General features: G+C 70.8%; 16 protein-coding genes and 1 riboswitch. Of the genes, 2 read left to right on the top strand and 14 right to left on the bottom strand.

All coding sequences use genetic code 11. The features are described 5' to 3' along the window. Nucleotides 1-16 precede the first annotated feature (16 nt). The 14 genes from ACFUNE_RS24520 to ACFUNE_RS24455 form a co-directional block, all read right to left on the bottom strand. Nucleotides 17-883: an energy-coupling factor ABC transporter ATP-binding protein gene (locus ACFUNE_RS24520; RefSeq protein WP_383571919.1), complete on the bottom strand. Its 867-nt coding sequence runs from the start codon at nucleotides 881-883 to the stop codon at nucleotides 17-19. Beyond that, on the bottom strand, nucleotides 880-1,629 hold the full coding sequence (gene cbiQ, locus ACFUNE_RS24515) for a cobalt ECF transporter T component CbiQ (protein WP_383571916.1): 750 nt from the start codon (nucleotides 1,627-1,629) through the stop codon (nucleotides 880-882). The genes ACFUNE_RS24520 and cbiQ overlap by 4 nt, the downstream gene beginning before the upstream one ends. Before the next feature lie 6 nt (nucleotides 1,630-1,635). After that, nucleotides 1,636-2,004, bottom strand: coding sequence for an energy-coupling factor ABC transporter substrate-binding protein (locus ACFUNE_RS24510; RefSeq protein WP_383571913.1), 369 nt, complete (start codon nucleotides 2,002-2,004; stop codon nucleotides 1,636-1,638). Then, the gene (locus ACFUNE_RS24505; protein WP_383571910.1) at nucleotides 2,004-2,717 is read right to left on the bottom strand and encodes an energy-coupling factor ABC transporter permease; all 714 of its coding nucleotides are present in this window, start codon (nucleotides 2,715-2,717) and stop codon (nucleotides 2,004-2,006) included. Before ACFUNE_RS24505 ends, ACFUNE_RS24510 begins: the two co-directional genes overlap by 1 nt. Before the next feature lie 29 nt (nucleotides 2,718-2,746). Then, a riboswitch (cobalamin riboswitch) is annotated at nucleotides 2,747-2,953 on the bottom strand. A 224-nt stretch (nucleotides 2,954-3,177) separates the two neighbouring features. Further along, complete coding sequence (locus tag ACFUNE_RS24500) at nucleotides 3,178-3,729, bottom strand: hypothetical protein (protein ID WP_383571907.1); 552 nt, start codon at nucleotides 3,727-3,729, stop codon at nucleotides 3,178-3,180. Between the two features lie 111 nt (nucleotides 3,730-3,840). Beyond that, nucleotides 3,841-4,872, bottom strand: a complete 1,032-nt coding sequence (locus ACFUNE_RS24495) for a hydroxyacid dehydrogenase (protein WP_383571905.1) — start codon at nucleotides 4,870-4,872, stop codon at nucleotides 3,841-3,843. Further along, nucleotides 4,869-5,795: a carbohydrate ABC transporter permease gene (locus ACFUNE_RS24490; protein WP_383571902.1), complete on the bottom strand. Its 927-nt coding sequence runs from the start codon at nucleotides 5,793-5,795 to the stop codon at nucleotides 4,869-4,871. Before ACFUNE_RS24490 ends, ACFUNE_RS24495 begins: the two co-directional genes overlap by 4 nt. Then, a complete protein-coding gene (locus ACFUNE_RS24485; protein WP_383571899.1) occupies nucleotides 5,792-6,691 on the bottom strand; it encodes a carbohydrate ABC transporter permease in 900 nt (299 codons plus the stop codon). Before ACFUNE_RS24485 ends, ACFUNE_RS24490 begins: the two co-directional genes overlap by 4 nt. Nucleotides 6,692-6,762: 71 nt before the next feature. Next, a complete protein-coding gene (locus ACFUNE_RS24480) occupies nucleotides 6,763-8,085 on the bottom strand; it encodes an ABC transporter substrate-binding protein (RefSeq protein WP_383571896.1) in 1,323 nt (440 codons plus the stop codon). 271 nt (nucleotides 8,086-8,356) lie between these two features. Next, the gene (locus tag ACFUNE_RS24475) at nucleotides 8,357-10,132 is read right to left on the bottom strand and encodes a beta-galactosidase family protein (RefSeq protein ID WP_383571894.1); all 1,776 of its coding nucleotides are present in this window, start codon (nucleotides 10,130-10,132) and stop codon (nucleotides 8,357-8,359) included. A gap of 36 nt (nucleotides 10,133-10,168) precedes the next feature. After that, a complete protein-coding gene (locus tag ACFUNE_RS24470; protein WP_383571891.1) occupies nucleotides 10,169-11,227 on the bottom strand; it encodes a LacI family DNA-binding transcriptional regulator in 1,059 nt (352 codons plus the stop codon). A gap of 163 nt (nucleotides 11,228-11,390) precedes the next feature. Beyond that, the gene (locus ACFUNE_RS24465) at nucleotides 11,391-13,832 is read right to left on the bottom strand and encodes a polysaccharide lyase 8 family protein (protein ID WP_383571888.1); all 2,442 of its coding nucleotides are present in this window, start codon (nucleotides 13,830-13,832) and stop codon (nucleotides 11,391-11,393) included. A 323-nt stretch (nucleotides 13,833-14,155) separates the two neighbouring features. Continuing rightward, nucleotides 14,156-15,442, bottom strand: coding sequence for an MFS transporter (locus ACFUNE_RS24460; protein WP_383571884.1), 1,287 nt, complete (start codon nucleotides 15,440-15,442; stop codon nucleotides 14,156-14,158). After that, nucleotides 15,439-15,978 (bottom strand): ArsR/SmtB family transcription factor, encoded by a 540-nt coding sequence (locus tag ACFUNE_RS24455; RefSeq protein WP_383571881.1) that lies wholly within the window; start codon nucleotides 15,976-15,978, stop codon nucleotides 15,439-15,441. Before ACFUNE_RS24455 ends, ACFUNE_RS24460 begins: the two co-directional genes overlap by 4 nt. A gap of 216 nt (nucleotides 15,979-16,194) precedes the next feature. Here ACFUNE_RS24455 and ACFUNE_RS24450 point away from each other — a divergent pair, with 216 nt between their 5' ends. Next, nucleotides 16,195-16,698: a GNAT family N-acetyltransferase gene (locus tag ACFUNE_RS24450; RefSeq protein WP_383571878.1), complete on the top strand. Its 504-nt coding sequence runs from the start codon at nucleotides 16,195-16,197 to the stop codon at nucleotides 16,696-16,698. A 108-nt stretch (nucleotides 16,699-16,806) separates the two neighbouring features. Further along, the gene (locus tag ACFUNE_RS24445) at nucleotides 16,807-17,844 is read left to right on the top strand and encodes a hypothetical protein (RefSeq protein ID WP_383571875.1); all 1,038 of its coding nucleotides are present in this window, start codon (nucleotides 16,807-16,809) and stop codon (nucleotides 17,842-17,844) included. Nucleotides 17,845-17,913 lie beyond the last annotated feature (69 nt).

Here is a 17,913-nt window from a genome sequence, read left to right as displayed (position 1 = left end):
GCCTCGGGCCCCGCCGTCAGCCCCCCGACGGGGCCCGGTCGGCGGCGGCCGGCGGGACGAAGTCCGCCGCGAGCTGCTCCGGGGTGCGGGGGCCCACCGCGGTCGCGTCCAGCAGGCCCTGTGCACGAAGCAGTTCAGCGGTCACGATGCCCCAGGGCAGTCGAAGCCCCGCCTCCCGCAGGAGATCTGTCCGGGCCAGCGTCGTGGGGGCGGGCCCGGCGCGGACACCGGCCGGGGTGAGGAGCGCGACGTCGTCGGCCCACCGCAGAGCCAGGTCGACATCGTGGGTGGCCATCACGACGGTGGTGCCACTGCCGCGGAGGGCGCCGAGGGTGGCGAGCAGCCGCTCCTGACCGTCCGGATCGAGCCCGGCGGTCGGCTCGTCGAGGATCAGCACACGGGGCCGCATCGCCACCGCGCCCGCGATGGCGGTCCTTTTGCGCTGCCCGTAGGAGAGGAGGTGGGTGGGCCGGTCGGCCAGGGCGGTGATGTCCAGGGCGGCCAGCGCCTCGTCCACCCGGACCCGCACCTCCGCGTCGGGCAGGCCGAGGTTGAGCGGCCCGAACGACACGTCCTGGGACACGGACGCGGCGAACAACTGGTCGTCGGGGTCCTGCACCACCAGCTGGACCGTCGTGCGCAGCCGGGTCAGTCCTTTGCGGTCGTACGTGACGGGGCGGCCCTCCACGGTCAACTGGCCTGCCGCGGGGCGCAGTCCACCGCTGAGCAGCCGCATCAGTGTGGTCTTTCCACTGCCGTTCCTGCCGAGCAGGGCGAGCGCGCGCCCTTCGCGCGCCTCGAAGTCGAGGCCGCTGAGCACGGTGGGGCCGTCCTCGTAGGCGAAGGACGCGCCCCGCAGGGCGAGCAGCACGGAATCGCTCATGACAGCAGCCTTTCCAGGACGAGGGTCAGGACGACGAGGGCCACGAGCAACACCGCGCTCGCGGCCGTGAAACGGGCGGAGACGCGGGCCTCGGGCACCAGGACACGCAGGGTGCCGTCGTAGCCGCGACCGGCCAGCCCCGACTGGAGCCGCGCCGCGCGGTCGAAGGCCCTGACGAACGCGGTGGCCCCGAGCCCCGCCAGGGACCGCCAGGCCGCCGCCCGGGTGGTGTGGCCGAGCCGGGCCGCCTGGGCCTCCCGGATCCTGCGCATCGAGTCGAGGAGCAGGAAACTCATGCGGTAGGTCACCAGGGCGACGTCCACCACCGGGGCGGGGACCCCCGCCTTGACCAGGCGCGGCAGCAGGTCGGACATCGGCGTGGTGAAGGCGAACAGCAGGACACCGAGTGACGCGGCCGAGGTGCGCAGGAGCAGCTCCCCTGCACGGACCGGCCCTCCACCGGCCAGGGCGACGAGCCCGTCCGGCCCGCCGACCTGTACGAGGAGTGTGGCCGCGCCGGTGACACAGAAACCCAGAGGCACCCGGTAGGCCCGCCACAGCTGGCGGGCGGGCACGCCGGCCGGGCCCAGGAGTACGGATACGGCTGTGACGAGGACCAGGGCGGCGCCGGGCCACGGCGGAAGCGAGATCGCCAGCACCGTCAGTCCCAGCCCGAGCACGGCCTTGTCCACGGGATGGCGGCGGCGCCAGCGACTGCTGTGCGCCGCCGCGTCGATCGGCAGCATGTGGACTCAGGTCCTCCGGGCCGCGGACTCCTCGGAGCGTTCGGGGGCGCCCGCGCCGTCCTGCGGCGCCGTCGCGCGCAGTTCGCCCTGACGACGCCCGCGCCGCAGGCCGAAGTAGTACGCGAGGACCCCCGCGCCCAGCGCGGCCTGGAGGGCGAACAGCGCCGACTCGATCTCGCCGGACGGGGGTTCGTACAGCGGGGAGAACCAGGGCTCGTAGTCGGGATCGATCTCGGTGATGGCCGTCTCCGCCTGCGCGTCGGCGCCCGCGAACGGCTCCTTCTCGTCGTCGCCGAGCCCGAGGGCCAGCGGCAGTACGGCCAGTGCGGCCACGACGAGGAGGAGAAGGGCGTTGATCTTGGTGTTCCTGTTCATCAGGCCACCGCTCCTGTCTTCTCGTCGGCCTCGGCGCGGGCCTGCTGCTTGCCGGCGAGGAACATGCCGAGCCTGGTCAGATCACCCTTGCTGGACTGGACGAGGAGCCGCATCACCAGCACGGTCAGGAGCCCCTCGCTCACCGCGAGCGGGATCTGGGTGACCGCGAAGATGGAGCCGAACTTTCCGAGCGCCCCCAGGAACCCGGTGCCCGGGTCGGGGAAGGCGAGCGCCAGCTGGACGCTGGTGACGCAGTAGGTGGACAGGTCGGCGACGAACGCCGCGAAGAACACCGCCACCATCAGCGGCACGGTGTAACGGCGCAGCAGCTTGAAGACCGCGTACCCGGCCCAGGGCCCGACGATCGCCATGGAGAAGACGTTGGCGCCGAGCGTGGTCAGACCGCCGTGCGCGAGCAGCAGCGCCTGGAACAGCAGGGTGATGGTGCCCAGCACCGCCATGATCGGCGGGCGGAACAGGATCGCCCCCAGCCCCGTACCCGTGGGATGGGAGCAACTTCCGGTGACGGAGGGTATTTTCAGGGCGGACAGGACGAACGTGAAGGCCCCGGAGGCCCCCAGGAGCAGCGTGCTCTCCGGGTTCTCCCTGACCTCACGTGTGAGTGACCGGACTCCGTGGACGACGAACGGCGCGGACGCGACACCCCAGGCGATCGCGTGCGCCGGAGGCAGAAATCCCTCGGCAATGTGCATGGCTCAGCAGACCCTCTCCAGCACCTCGTGGATGGTTGAAGTGCCCTGGCCGGTCTCCTGGCTGACGGGTGACACCGCCCGAACTCCGCCTTCCCGGGTCACAAGGACCCAGTGGCTGCCCGCGAGGGCTGGAGCCGGACTTCCCGATCACAGTGGCGAGGGCCGCACCGGCATCACACCGGATTTCCCGTTCACCAAGGCGTGGCGACAGTAGTGCCAGGTGGGGGGCGATGACAAGCAGGCCCACCCCGCCCGCAGCCGCGGGATCCCCACGGCCGTGACCTGCCTGTACGGGGCAGCCGTACGGCGGGCGCGGCGGGACGGAGCGGCCCCTGCCCGCCCCTGGCCCGGCCCGCGCCCGCCGGAAGCCCCGCACCGGCGCCGGCCGCCGGGTTCCGCCGGCGGGGACACGGCTCCGGCGGTGTGGACAAACTCACCTTCCACTTGACGGTGGACGCCGTCAGCCGACGTGCCGTCGCCCCAGCAGCCGGGCCTGCTCCTTCTTCAGCACGGAGAACTCCCGGCGCGCGTAGTCGGCGAGCTCCTGGCCGGGGAACCAAACCACCGAGAGGTGCTGGTCGTACGTCCCCCGGTCCCAGCGCGCGGCCGTTACCTCGTAGCCCGAGACATGCGCGCACAGGTCCAGGAGAAGGGGCGGCATCTGCGGGTCCCTCAGCAGGTCCGCGTGGTGGATGACGAGGTCGCGCATCGCCCGGATGTTCGGCAGGAAGACTGTGGTCATCCACAGACGCCACTCCTCGAGTTCCTCCTCCGAGGGCGGCGTCCCGTGATCGAAGGGCGACCTCCCGTCTGGGCGTGCATGGCGCTCCGCGAACGCGGCGAAGGTCCGGCCGCTGGCCTCGGTGAGGGAGAACAACGGGCCGTAGAAGTCGCTCAACTGGCGATTCACCCGGGCGAGGCGCTCCTGACGCTGCGACAGGCGCAGGCTGTTGAGGTAGGTGACGAGGTAGCCGACGAACGCCAGCCCGACGGTGACGATCACAGCGGTCATGAGGGGCGATGGTAGCGACCGGGGCGACTCTCCGGCAGTGGCCCCGGCCGACCGGCCGGGCACACGGGAGAGCCCGACCGTGCGGCGGTCCGGCCCACGCGCCCCGCCGGCTCACGCCGTGTGCGTCAGCGTCTCCCCCCGGACGGGATCGGCGTAGGGCAGGCTGTTCCCGTACCTCTCCAGCTCGTCCAGCGCGGCGTGCGTCATGCGGGCGAGCTCGTTGCCGAGCGAACCCGCGATGTGCGGGGTGAGCAGGACGTTCGGAAGGTCGTAGAGCGGTGACTCCGCGGGCAGGACCTCCGGTTCGGTCACGTCGAGCACCGCGTCGAGCCGGCCCGACACCAGCTCGTCCGTCAGCGCTGCCGTGTCCACCAGAGAGCCCCGGGCCGTGTTGATGAGCGTGGCGCCGTCCGGGAGCAGCGCGAGCCGTCTCCGGTCGAAGAGATGCCGGGTTTTGGGCAGCTCCGGCGCGTGGATGGTCACTACATCGCTGGAGCGGGCCAGTTCGTCGAGCGACACCGATCGCGCGCCCAGCGCAGTCGCCCCGGCCTCGTCCACGTACGGGTCGTACAGCAGCACCCGCAGGTCGAAGGGGCGAAGCAGCTCGATCACCCGCCGCCCGATGCGGGACGCCCCGACGACCCCGACCGTGCGGCGGTAGTTGCCGCCGCCGCCGATGACGTCGATGGCATTCGTCCGGGCGCGCCGCCGGCCGTACTCACGCCGTGCGGCCAGAACCCGTTTGCCGGCGAAGAGGACCGCCGCCACGGTGTACTCGGCGACCGGCAGCGCGTTCGCCCCCGCGGCGGACGCGACGGTCAGATTCCGCTCCCAGCAGGCATCGGTGATGTGATGCTTCACCGAACCGGCGGCGTGGACGACGGTGCGCAGGCGCGGGAGCAGCTCCAGCACCTCGGCGGTGAGCGGCGGGCACCCCCAGCCGGTGAGCAGCACCTCGGCCTCGCCGAGCGCACCGGCCACGGCCGGGTCGCCGAAGTCGTCGACCACGAGCGAGGGATCGGTGTCGGCGACCGCGACCAGCCGGGCGAGGGACTCCTGGTCGAAGAGCGCGTCCCGGACCGACGGTTCCATGGCGAGAACCGTGCGGGGCCGGTGGGGGGCGGTGCGGGACGAGGACGTCATTTGACGGCTCCTGCGGTGAGGCCCGAGCGCCAGAAGCGCTGCAGCGATACGAAGGCGACGGCGAGCGGGACGACGGACACCAGCGAACCGGTGATGACGAACGAGTAGAGCTGCGGCTCCTGGGGGAGCGTGGCGTTCCAGTTGAACAGGCCGAGGCCGACGGGGTAGAGCGCCGAGTCGTTCAGCATCACCAGAGGCAGGAAGAAGTTGTTCCAGCTGCCGGTGAACGAGAAGAGGAAGACCGTGACGAAGGCGGGTGAGAGCATCGGCAGGGCGACGGAGCGGAAGGCGCGCAGTTCGCTCGCGCCGTCGATCCGGGCCGCCTCCAGCGTCTCGCCGGGGACGTGGCTCTCCGCGAAGACGCGTGCAAGGTACACGCCGAAGGGATTCACGAGGCCGGGGATCAGCACCGACCAGTACGAGTTGACGAGCCCGACTTCGGACGCCATCAGGTACATGGGCAGGGAGATGACCGTGTGCGGGACGAGGATGCCGAGGAGCACCAGCCCGTAGAGCTTCTCCTTGCCCCACCAGTCGTACGTGTGGAAGGCGTAGCCGGCGAGCAGCGAGATGAGGGTGGAGGCGAGCGCGCCCACCACCGAATACAGCATGCTGTTGGCGAGCCAGCGCCCGAAGACGCCGTCCTGGTAGGTGAACAGGTCGGCGAGGTTCGTCAGGAGGTTGAAGTCGGCGAGCTCGAAGCCGGGGCTCGCGAACAGGTCTCCGTTGCTCTTCGTCGCGTTGACCAGCAGCCAGCTCAACGGCATCAGCGTGTAGACGGCGACGATGCCGAGCAGGGTGGTGACGACGGCCTTCGACGACCAGGACGGCATGGTGGTCCGGGATGTCCGGGTGGGGTCGGGGCGTTCGGGGGACGAGGTGGGCGGCAGGGTGCGCGGGTGCGTCGCGGTGGCCACGGTCATGCCTCCTTCCAGCGGTTGCCCAGCTTGGTGATCACGAAGGAGAGGCCGGCTCCGAGCAGTGCCAGCAGCAGCGACGCGGCGGCGGCCAGGCCGTAGTCGTGCTCGGTGAAGGCGGCCCGGTAGATGTACATCACCGGACTCCAGTCCTGGGAGACGGCGGACGACCGGCTGCGCAGGACCTCCGGCTCGTTGAAGAGCTGGATGGCGCCGACCGCGGTGAAGAGCATGGTCAGGACGACGGAGGAACGGATCATCGGCAGCTTCACGGACAGAGCGGTGCGCAGCTGGCCCGCCCCGTCGACGACGGCGGCCTCCAGGGTCTCCTTCGGGACCGCCTGCAGCGCCGCGTAGAAGATCACCATGTTGTAGCCGATCCACTGCCAGGCGGCGGCGTTGGCCATCGAGAAGACCACTCCGTCCGGGCCGAGGAAGTCCCACTCCACGCCGAGCGTGCGCAGGAGGTCGATCACCGGGCTGAGCCCCGGTGTGTAGAGGAACCCCCAGATGATCGCGGCGATCAGACCGGGCACGGCGTGGGGGAGGAAGTACGCCAGCTGGAAGAACTTCTTCGCCCTGGCCATCGCCGAGTCCACGAGCAGGGCCAGGGCCAGGGCGCCGCCGACCATCACGGGGATGTAGATCAGGCAGTAGAGGGCGATGTGCAGGAACCCGCGGTGGAAAGAGGGGTCCCCGAGGGCGCGCAGGTAGTTGTCGGCGCCTACGAACAGCGTCTCCGTGCCCCCGAAACCGAGCCCACTGGTGGCCTGTTCACGGAACAGGCTCATCCACAGGGAGTACCCGACGGGAACGATCAGCGTGGCGACGAACAGGATGAAGAAGGGGGCGACGAAGAGGGCCGGAGTGCTGCGCTGCCCGCGGCCGAGCCGGGAAGTCATCGGCGGTTGCTCCTTGGGTGGGTGGTATGCCGGGGCGGGTGCGGGACCCGCCCCGGCGGTCCGGATCGCGCCTACTCGGCGAGCTTCAGGCCGCGGTCGGTGATCGCCTTCTCGGCCGCCGCCTGGCCGGCCTGAAAGGCCTTCCAGAACTCCCCGGTCCTCTGGACCTTGCCGAACTCCGCCTGCATGGTCATCGTCGTGGAGTTGTGCACGGGGCTCCAGGTCCAGCCCTCGGTGATGAGGGGCACCTGGGAACCGGCGACGTCGTAGACGTTCTGACCGGCGAAGAACGAGGAGTCGAAGGTGGACCTGGCGGCGGTGCGCAGGTCCTCGTCCGCGGGCAGGCCGCTGGACGTCCCGGCGGCGAGGCGTGCCTCGACCGCTTCCTTGCCGGTGGTGGCCCAGGTGATGAACTCGGCGGCGGCGTCGGCCTTGTCGCTGTCCTTGGTCACGGCGAACGCGGAGCCGCCCACCGACCCGGTGGCGGGCGTTCCCCAGTGGGGGAGCGGGGCCTCGGCCCACGTGCCCTTCTGCCCGGGGTAGGTGGTCTTGAGGGACCCGGCGCTCCACGAGGCCCCGATCAGGGCGATCGCCTCGGAGTCGGTGACGGCCTTCGTCGCCTCCGGGCTCCACGCCTTGTGGTTCAGGACCAGATCGTCCTTGACCAGGTCCTTCCAGTAGTCGGCGACCTTCTTCGTCGCGGAGTCGGCGATGTCCACCTTCCACGCGTCGCCGGACGTGCCGTACCAGTGGGCGCCCGCCTGCTGGGCGAGACCGGCCCAGGTCGCGGTGTCGTCACCCCAGAAGTCGAGCAGCCTCGCCTTGCCCTTGGAGGCGCTCCTGACCTTCTCGGCCGCCGTCCGGAACTCGGCCCAGGTGGTGGGGACCTCGATGCCGTACTTCTTGAACAGGTCGGTGCGGTAGTAGAAGGTCTGCGGGCCGACGTCGTAGGGGGCCGCCCAGGTCTTCCCCCCGAGGGTGACCAGGGACCGTACGGATTCGGGCGCGTACTCCTCGACGGACTTCCCGAGCTCCGCGCTGGAGTCGCGCAGGAGCCCCTGGGTCACGAGGTCGGGCAGAGCCTGGTACTCCAGGTTGACGACGTCGGGGGCGTTCCCCGCCTTGACCGCCTTGGCGATCTTGTCGTACCCGCCGTTCAGTCCCGCGGGTATCTCGGCGTGGGTGACCTTGATGCCGGGATGCGTCTTGTTGAACGCGGCGGTCATGTCGGCGGTGCCGGGCATCCAGGACCAGTAGGAGATCTCCACGGGCTTGCCTTCGGACCCGGCCTTCTCGGAGGTGGCCCCCTCCCCTCCACATGCGGTGACCAGGAGGGCCAGGGACGCGGCGGCGGCCGCGAGGGCCGTGGAGGTCGAACGAGTGGTGCGCTGCATGGCGGTACTCCTACGAGAGGCCTACAGAGGACGGCGAGTTGACGGACATCTTTCGACCATGAGCGATCAGAGTCAATAGGAAATGAACAAACGAACATCAAGAAGCGGTATCGATCACCTGGCTGTTCGTCCGTGCGCAATGAGGGGCGTCGAAGGCGGGAGGAGGACGGAACGGCGGCGCCCAGGCACCCGGACATGGCAAGGCCCCGGGCAGGGCACCCGGAGGTGTCCTGCCCGGGGCCCTGCCGCCGGTCAGCCGTCGCTCACTGGTTCAGCCGAGGTCCGGGGCCTCGCGCAGTTCCACGACCGGACGCCCGCAGCCGTCCAGCTCGAGCACGACGATCTCGTTGCGCCCGGCACGCAGCAGCGGCCACGGCACGTACAGCGTCCGCTGCGGGCCCCGCGACTCCCAGTAGCGGCCCAGGCAGAAGCCGTTGACCCACACGTAGCCCTTGCCCCAGCCGGGCAGCGCGAGATATGTGTCGCCCGGTTCCGTCAACTCCAGGAACCCCTGGTGGAACACGGGCCCCGCCCGCCCCCCGGTCTCCTCGCGGGGAGCGTCCCACGGCAGACCGTCCGGCGTCCCGTGACCGAGCGGCACGGCGCGCGCGGTCCAGCCGTGCAGCATCTGCTGGGTGTGCAGGACGCGGCGCACCCCCTTGCGGTCCCCGAGTCCGACCCCGTAGTTGACCCGGCCCATCGACTCCACCAGGAGCTCCACACGGGCCCGTTCCCCGTCCACGCGGACGCCTTCGACGGATTCGGCACCGCTCCGCTCCAGTACGCCCACGGGCTCGCCGTCCACGTAGACGTGCGCGCGGTCGGCGAGTCCCTGGACCGACAACGGGTACGGCCCGCGCGGTCCGGGGATCCCGGACGTGTACAGCACGAGTCCGTGGGCGATTCCCAGCTCCTCGAAGGACGGCGGTTCGGCGGCGTGCACCTCCTGGCCGGCCACCACGTCCATCACGTCGAAGAGCGCGACCGCCCGGGTGAGTTCCACGGTCGCGGCGGGCAGCAGGGGCGCGGGGGCCTCCGGCTCGGGAAGCGGGCCCTGCGCGTACCGCGCGAGTACGTCGCGGAAGGCGAGGAACTTGTCCGTCACGCACCCCCGCTCGTCGATGGGGGCGTCGTAGTCGTACGAGGTCACCGTCGGCTCGTAGTGCGCACCCGTCGCCGGATCCCGAGTGTTGGCCCCGGCCCAGGTCGAGAAGTTCGTCCCGCCGTGCGCCATGTAGAGATTGACCGAGGCGCCTGCCTCCAGGATCTCCTCCAGCGTGTCCGCGGCGTCCCCTGGCTCACGTACGACGTGCTCGGTGCCCCAGTGGTCGAACCAGCCGCACCAGAACTCCATGCACATGGGCGGATCCTCGGGACGCACCCGCTTCAGGCCGGCGAACGCCTCGGTGGCGCGGCTGCCGAAGTTCACGGTGGCCAGATGTCCGGCCGCGGCACCGCCGGTGAGGAAGAAGTCGTCGGGCCCGTCCGAGGTGAACAGCGGTACGTCGACCCCGCGTGCCCGCATCCCCTCGGCCAGGTGCTCCAGGTAGCCGCTGTCGGTGCCGTAGGAGCCGTACTCGTTCTCCACCTGCATCATCAGGACGTTCCCGCCCCGGGTGACCTGGTGCGCGGCGACCAGCGGGATCAGCCGGTCGAACCAGCGGTCGACGTGCGCCAGATACGCCGGGTCCTGGCACCGCAGCGCCCGGACCCCGGGGTCGGAGAGCAGCCACCAGGGCAGGCCGCCGTGCTCCCACTCGGCGCAGATGTAGGGGGACGGCCTGACGACGGCGTACAGCCCGGCCTCGCGCGAGGCTTCCAGGAACCGGTCCAGATCCGCGATCCCGGTGAAGTCGTACTCCCCGGGGCGCGGTTCGTGGAGATTCCAGGGGACGTACGTCTCCACGGTGTTGAGCCCCATGGCGCGCAGCATCCGCAGCCGGTGCGGCCACTGCTCGGGCAGGACGCGGAAGTAGTGCAGCGCGCCCGACAGGACACGAAGAGGGCGGCCGTCGAGGGAGAAGCCCTCGGGCGATATGCGGAACATGAGGGTTCTCCGGTGGGCGTGCCGTGTGAACGGGGATCAGCTGGACGAGCGGACGTGCAGCTCCGGCAGGATCGACACCAGGTGCCGGGGACGTGCGGGGTCCGCGATGCGTTCGGCGAGGAGAGCCACCGCGGAGGCGCCCACGGCGAGCTTCGGAGGTGCCACCGCGGTGAGCGGGATGTCGGCGAGCGAGGCGACCTCGTCGTCGTAGGCGACGAGGGCCAGGTCGCGGGGCACGTCGATCCCCCGCGCCCTCAGCCGCTGCAGCAGGACGATCGCGTCGTGGTCGTTGTGGATCAGGCCGCCGTCCAGCCTGCCCGCCGCCGCGGCGGCGGCGAAGGCGTCGAGGACCTCCTCGCGCCGGGCCGCGTCACCGGCCGGGGGCGGCATGCGGAAGAGCCCGTCGGCGGGCGCGTCGAGCCCCGCAGCCGCAAGGCCCTTCCGGTATCCCTCGACGAGCGGACCGCTGTGCGGGCTGTCGTCGCGTACCAGAAGGCCGATCCGCCGACGCGTCCGCGCCAGATGGTGCACCGCCAGCCGGGCGCCGTGGACATGGTCGGTGACGACCCGTTCCGTGCCGGACAGCTCGTCCCCGGGCCGGCGCTCCAGCAGCACGTGGGGAATCGTCAGTTCGCCCAGCCAGGGTGCGGCGGCCGCGGGGTCGCAGGTCGCGACGAGGAGACCGTCGAGTCCGTCGGAGAGCATGCGCCGGGCCTGGACGTGCTCGTCGTCCGGGTTGTACTGCGAAATCCCCAGGACGAGCCGGATGCCGCGCTCACCGGCGGCCTCCTGGGCCCCTTTGATCACTTCCGGGTAGTAGTAGTCGGCGGCGGGCACGATCAGGCCGAAGGACAGGGGCCCGCGGGCTGCCGATGCCCGGGCGGGCCCCTCCGCCCCCGTCGTCTCGGCGCGGGTCTCCGGCAGGACGGCGCCGCCGTGGACCCGGGCGACCAGCCCGCGGTCCGCGAGGATCTCGATGTCTCTGCGGACCGTGACCGGCGAGACGCGCAACTCGTCCGCGACATCGCTGACCCGCAGCGTCCCCCGCTCGCGCAGCCTGCGGAGTATCGCCTGATGCCTCTCTTCGGCGTGCATTGCTCGACTTCCCCTCTCCTGGCCGGACCACGGGTCAGTGTAGCCGCCTGATGAGCGGATGTGTACGTTCTTGTTCGAACAGTCACGTAGGAACGTCGGCACTCCCATGTCCTGCCCGAGCCTTCTCCCACAGCATTGCGCCCGAGTCTTCTGCTCGCGCGTCCTAACCGAGTCGGACCGTGGTCCGCAGGGTGCCCCCGGCCGTCGCCGAGAGGTCGCCGAAGGTGAGTTCCAGCCGGGTACCGGTGGAGGAGCCGGTCAGCGGTCCGGGCCTGGTGATGACGGAGCGGACGGGACGGTCCCAGGTGATCCTGACGTTCTTCTGCAGCCGAGTCGGATCGCTGACGCAGATGACGGCGGTTCCGTCATGCCGCTCCCTCACCAGTACGGAGACCGGAGCGTCGGCGGAGAGGTGTCCGAAGCTGCCCGCGGCCCAGAAGTTGGCAGCGGTGAGCCCGAGCGCCGGGATCCGCGCACCGTGGACGTCCGCGGTGCGCGCCGAAGCAGTCAGCCATCGTCCGAGGGCGCCGGCACGCCGTGCGGTGGAGGCTGCGGAGGCCCCCGGCAGCAGGATGTAGGCGTACCCCTCGTCGACCGGATCGGTGCCGTGGTCGAACCAGAGTGTGGTGTAGCGGCTGGTGATCGGGGTCGTCGAACCCGATGCGCTGTTGATGTCGTGCCAGGCACCCGTGCGCTCCTCCCTCAGCGCACTCAGGGGCATCCGGTCCGGGAAGACGTAGCCACCGTGCCCGGCGATGTGGGCCCAGCCGGCCCGGGGGATCCTCGCCGACCAGGGGAACACCGTCGGCTGCCGACGGCCGTCCACCGTCAGGGCGTTGGTGCCGTTCACGCCGAGGTGCCGGTTCTCCACGACGGTCTCGACGGCAGTCCCGTCGGCGGCGCTGATGCCGGAGCCGAGGCAGATGACTGCGTCATCGACGAAGAACCATGACTTCAGCGCCTCCAGAGTGGATGACAGCCCCTTCAGCTGCTGTCCGAGCATCGCGTACGAGCCGTCACCGGCGCCGCCGACGAAGTCCACGTCCGGCCGTGCGGCTCCCCATGTCCCGCCCTCTCCGTCGGCCAGCCGTTTGGCCGACGCGGTGGTGCCGGGGAGCCGGTAGGGGTCGACCGTCGGCCAGAACCGGTCGGAGTACTGGTCGTCGGCGAAGTCCCCGCCCCACCAGTAGAGCATCCCGGATCCGGTGTGCCAGCCGCGCAGGTTCTCCCCGTTGCCGTTCTCGTAGTAGGTGATCCGCCGGGAGGCCATCGAGACCGAGGCGACCCAGTCGGACCGGCGGTGCACGGCCCGGTCCATGGCGGGGAAGACCAGGCTGCCGTCCGGCTGCGTCAGAGGGGTGACCGAGCTGTCGTCCAGTACGCCGTTGAGCAGTGAGAGTCTGGCGACGGAGAGCATGGGATCGGTGACCGGCGACCGGTAGGAGCCGCGCTGGATCCACCCGCGCACCAGCCCGCGCCAGCGCCGGTTCTCCTCTGCGCTCGCCGCCCGGCCGAGGGCGACGACGGAGGCCATGACCGCGTGGCCGCGCAGCTGGTCGTCGTTCTGGCCGGCGGCGTTCCCGGGCTCCAGCCCACGGGCTGTCGCCCGGCCGGAGACACCGTCCATGAACAGCCCGTTGTGCAGGAACGGTGCGTAGGCCGCCTCCACGGCGTCGAAGATGATCTGGCGGCCGGCATCGGTGATCTCCCAGGCCGAACCGCTGAGCAGCGCGAGCAGTTTGCTCAGTCCGTCGAGGAGGACCGCTCCGTACGAGCCGGTGTACGGCACGTAGGTGTGCTGGATGACCGAGCCGTCGGCGTACAGACCGTCGCCGCTGGTGACGTACGGGAAGACCGGAGCGATGGCGCTCGCCGCGAGGGCGACCTTCCCCGCGTCCTCTCCCAGGATTCCGCGGATCGCCAGCACCCGGCACAGGTCGATGCGGTTGGCTCCGGTGGACGTGCCCGTGTACGAGGCGACCACGCTGTCCGGGACGAACGCGTCGACCGCGCGGCAGTAGGCGGCGATCTGATCGGCGGAGAGCTCGTCACGGACCAGGAGGGCCGTGTCCAGCAGCGCCTGTGGGCCGCCGATCTGCCAGTTGTACCAGTTGCCGTACCTCGGCTGTCCTTCGTTGTAGATCCGGGCGTTCATGTGGTCCAGCCCCGCAACGATCTTCGCGGCGACGGCGGGGTCCCCGGTGATGCCCGTGCCCGGCTGGGACCACGCCTCGGCCATCGTGTACAGCCGCTGGTAACTGGTCTGGATCCTGGAGGAGTAGGTGTACGACTCGGTGTCGAGGTCGGGATCCGGGTCGGCCCAGACCGCGTCGGGGAAGAGGGAGCCGTCGGCCGGAGCCATCAGCTTCGCGTGGGCGGAGGCCTGGGCGCCCAGGGCGGCGAGCTTGGTGCGGAACGGTTCGGCCGTCGGTCTGAAGTCCTGGCCGAGGAGCAGCGAACGCCAGGTTGCGCGCAGCGCGGCGAAGTCGGCGGACGACGAGCCTTCGGCCGCGACGGCACTCGTGTGCATCGCTCCGACGAGGCCGACGGCGGTGGCGGCGCCTGATATCTGCACGAACATGCGACGGGAAAGCGAGGACGGCATGGTGCCTCCGAGCCCGGGAGATCGACGGTGGGGCTCTTGAGCGTTCCTGCACACGCCCTTCCGGCGACGGGTAACTCAAGAGCGACACGTTTCTAGCATCTTCGATCGAGATCGACAATGGAACGTGCAATACGAAAGGCAACACACATGAACGAAAGCGGGGCATCGCTGATCGCGTCCGGTGAGTGCCTGCGGGGAGCGCCGCCGCCGCGCGGTGCGGCGCAATGGGCGAGATCGTCGCGAGCGCCCCGGGCGCCGGGCGTCGCGGCGTCGGGATGGGCGGAGGGAGCACACGAGCCCCGCCCCGTCGGGCCCCGGGCTGCCTACAGAGCACCGTTCCGAACGGGGTCCCGGGATTCCGGTTGATCCGGATCATCGTTCGGGGCGGTGGCACGCAGGGCTGCCTCGACCCGGCGGTTGCTGGTCATGGTCGACGTGACTGCGGTCATGGTGAGGAGGAGGCCGGCGGCGGCGCAGAGCGGGGTGCGCACGTCGTAGGTGGTGGCCAGCCAGCCCCCGAGGAAGGCGCCGAACGGGGCGGCGCACATGGCGAGCATGCGGGAGGTGGAGGCGACCCGGCCCATCAGGTGGGCGGGGACGATCGCCTGACGGAGGGAGGGGCCGAGCACCATCGTCGCGCCCATGCCGGCTCCGCAGACGGCGAGCGCGAGGCCTGCGACGTACGGGTTCGGGGCGACGGCGAGGCCCAGGACGGCGAGTCCTTCGGCTGCGGCCGTGCAGGTCAGTGCTGTGCCTGTGCCGAGCCGTCGGCCGAGGAAGGAGGCGATGCCCGACCCGAGCAGACCGCCAGTGGCCTCCGCCGTGAGGAGCAGACCGAAGCCGAAGGTGTCGATGCCCAGGCGGTCGTGAGCGAAGAGGGCGAGTACGGTCTCGACGGCGAGGAAGGCGATGTTCCCGACCGCCGGACGCAGGGCGAGCCCGAGCAGTAACCGGTTCCGGAATACGTACGAGGCGCCGGCCCGCGCCTGCCGCAGCAGCGACTCGCGTGCTTGCGGTACGGGTCGGGGTGCGGCGGGCAGTGACCGTACGAGCAGTGCGGAGAGCGCGAACGACACCGCGTCGGCGAGCAGCGGGACCGCCCGTCCGAGCGCGAGCAGGGCACTGCCCGCAGGCGGGCCCGCGAAGCCGGACGCGGCGGTCTGGGCGCCGCGCAGGCGGGCGTTGGCGCGCTCCAGGAGCGCGGGGTCGCGGCCCAGCAGATCCGGCAGATAGGCGGTGGCGGCCGTGTCGAAGAAGAGTCCGCCGAGGCCGAGCAGGAAGGCGACGGCCGCGAGCAGCGGGATGCTCAGTGCGTCGAGCGCGGCTGCTGCCGCCGGTATCGCCAGGAGCGCCGCACGCACCGCGTCCGTGACCCACATGGTGCGCCGGCGGTCCCAGCGGTCCACCATCGCACCGCCGAGCACCCCGAAGAGCAGCCACGGCAGTGTGCCGGCGGCCGTGACCACGGCGAGCGCCATCGGATCACGCGTCAACGTCAGCGCGATCAGCGGCAGCGCGGCATGCGACACCCCGTCACCGAGTGAGGACACCGTCTGCGCAGTCCACAGCCGTCGGAAGCCGATCGGCAGCTTGCGTACGTCCGAGTTCACTCGGTGCCCCCTTCGGTCTGCTCACGCGGTGACGGGTGGAAGAGTGCGAAGACGAGTGACGCGTCCGGCAGCGAGGGATCGGACAGCTCCCGGAACTCGTCCGCCAGTGCCTCCAGCCGGGCTCCCAGCTCCGTGAACTGCTCCTCGGTGAGCCGCAGATGGGCCATCCGTACGTGCCGCTCCGCATCCGCCGGCGCTGCCTCCAGGTCCCTCACCGCGTGCCGCATCAGCAGGTCAGGCCCTCCCTCGCCCGGATCCGGCAGCACGATCGTCCGCGCGGCCATGGCGTAGTACCGCTCGGTGACTCCCCGGACCTTCCGCGTCCGGACCACCGTCACCAGGCCGGCCCGTTCGAGCAGCCGTACGTGGTAGCTGGAGCTTCCCTTGGCGAGGCCGATTCGAGCGGCGATCTGTGTGATCGTCGCGGGCTCGAAGCGGAGCACGGCCATGATCCGGTGACGCGTGAGATTGGAAACGGCCCGCAACTGCTCGGCGGTGGTGACGTGGAACGTCTCGGGGAGGTCGTCGGTAGGCATGTGGCCAATGGTCAACGTTTCTTGACCATTGGTCAAGGGGGTTGCGGAACCGGCTGTCCAGCACCTGAGGCCGACCTGGCCGCGCCGAGAGTCCACCTGCCTCGCCGAGATCGCGCACCCGGTGTCCTGGCTCCCGCGGCAGCCGGACACGAAGTGCGGCTGGAGCACCGGAAATCCAGCTGAACTCCCTGACGGCCCGTGGGGCAGAGTGGAGGCATGACTTCTTACGAGACGATGCCGTTCCACCTCGAGACCGAGCGGCTTGTCCTGCGGCCGTGGGCCGAGTCGGACGCTCCCGAGTTCTGTGCCCTCCTCGCCGAACGCGGCAAGGGGACCCCCGAGGTCGAGCGGATCCGTACGTCCATCGCGGAGCTGCTCACCGCGACGGCGACCACGGGGATCGCCCTGCTGCCCGTCCAGCGCCGCGAGGAAGGCGATTTCATCGGCTACTGCGGGCTGATCATTGGCCGCTCCACGCTGGAGGAGCCCGAAATCGCGTATGAGCTGTTCCAGCGCGCGCACGGGTGTGGCTACGCCACGGAGGCGGCCGGCGCGGTGCTCCGTGCTGCCGTCGCGACCGGGCGGAGACGGCTCTGGTCGACCGTCGGCACGTGGAACACCCCGTCGCTCCGCGTTCTTGAGAAGATCGGGTTCGAGCGGGATCACGTCTCCACGGAGGAGAACGGTGAAGTGGCCTGGCTCACCCGCTCGTTGCCGTGAGGAGGAGCCCGGTCTCAGGGCTTCCTGATCAACCGGTCCTGAGCGGCCGATTGCTGAACCTGCCGGTGAGGTCCGTCGGTTGTCAGTGCCCGCTCGTACATTGAAGCCATGGAGATCACTGAGCGGACACTTGCGGAGGCCTGGCAGCGGACGGCCGCGCGCCACGCCCTGCTCGACGAGGTCGGGCTACCGCCCGTGGCGCTCTCGGAGGAGGAGCTGGAGGAGTGTGCGGAGCGCGCCGAGGAGGCGGGGGACGACGGCCTGTGCCTGCTCCTGGGCCAGGACGGCACGGTGCGCGGCCATCACGGCCCCTACCGGGAGGTCTTCGCCACCCGCGACCTCGAGCAGGTGCTCTACCTGATCGCCGAGACCGCGATGAGCCGGCGCGGCGGCACTCCGGAGGAGGCGGCCGACTTGCTGGACCGGATCGACCCGGCGTGGGGGAGACGGTTCCGCGGCGGCGGCCTGGACGACCCGGGGGCGGTCGAGGCGTGCGGGCACGACCCGCTGGAGGGGCTCGCCTGGATAGCGGGGCCCTGGCGTGAGCAGGATCCCTACACGACGCTCGCCTTCTTCCGTGCTGCGCCCGGCCGAACCGTCGACGCCGAGCGGCTGGCCCTCCTGTACGGGGCGGATCCCGCACAGGTCGCATCCGGTACACGCCTGAAGGACCTGCAGGCCGTGGAGGGCGGCCGCGCCCACTGGGGCCGGCAGTGGGAGAGCTGCTGTTTCGGGCAGGCGGGCGGGTGGACGTTCCTGCTGTACCACGAGACGCCGCCGGGCTCCTTCGCCGACAAGGAGGCGTACGCGGCGCTCGGGATCAGGGAGAGCGTGTGGCTGACAGCCACCTCGGCGAAGGCCATCTACACCTTCGACTACATGCGGGACGGCCGCCGTGTGGACGACGACTGGGGCCTGCTCGAGTTGATCTGGTACGAGCGTGGCCGCGCGCCCTATATGCGCGGCGGCGAACTGGACTTCCTCAACCGGGCCGTGCGCCGTGCCGAGCTGGACCACCCCGACCTGACGAGCACGTACGAGCTGTACTTCCACGCGTTGGAGGAGTCCCTCGGCCTGCGGCTGCCCCGCAGGCACTTCGCCGAGGGGGAGGTGCGGGCCGCGTACTGGGCCGGCGAACAGCGGTGAGTGCGACGCGAAGGCGCAGGAGTGCCCCAGGACCAGGAAGAGGTCTCCCGGCTCGGGCGCACTCCTGAA

This window comes from Streptomyces sp. NPDC057287 (assembly GCF_042667905.1).
Classification (GTDB): Bacteria; Actinomycetota; Actinomycetes; order Streptomycetales; family Streptomycetaceae; genus Streptomyces.
Note: the sequence above shows the minus strand (reverse complement) of the source record. Positions and strands in the feature narration are given on the sequence as shown.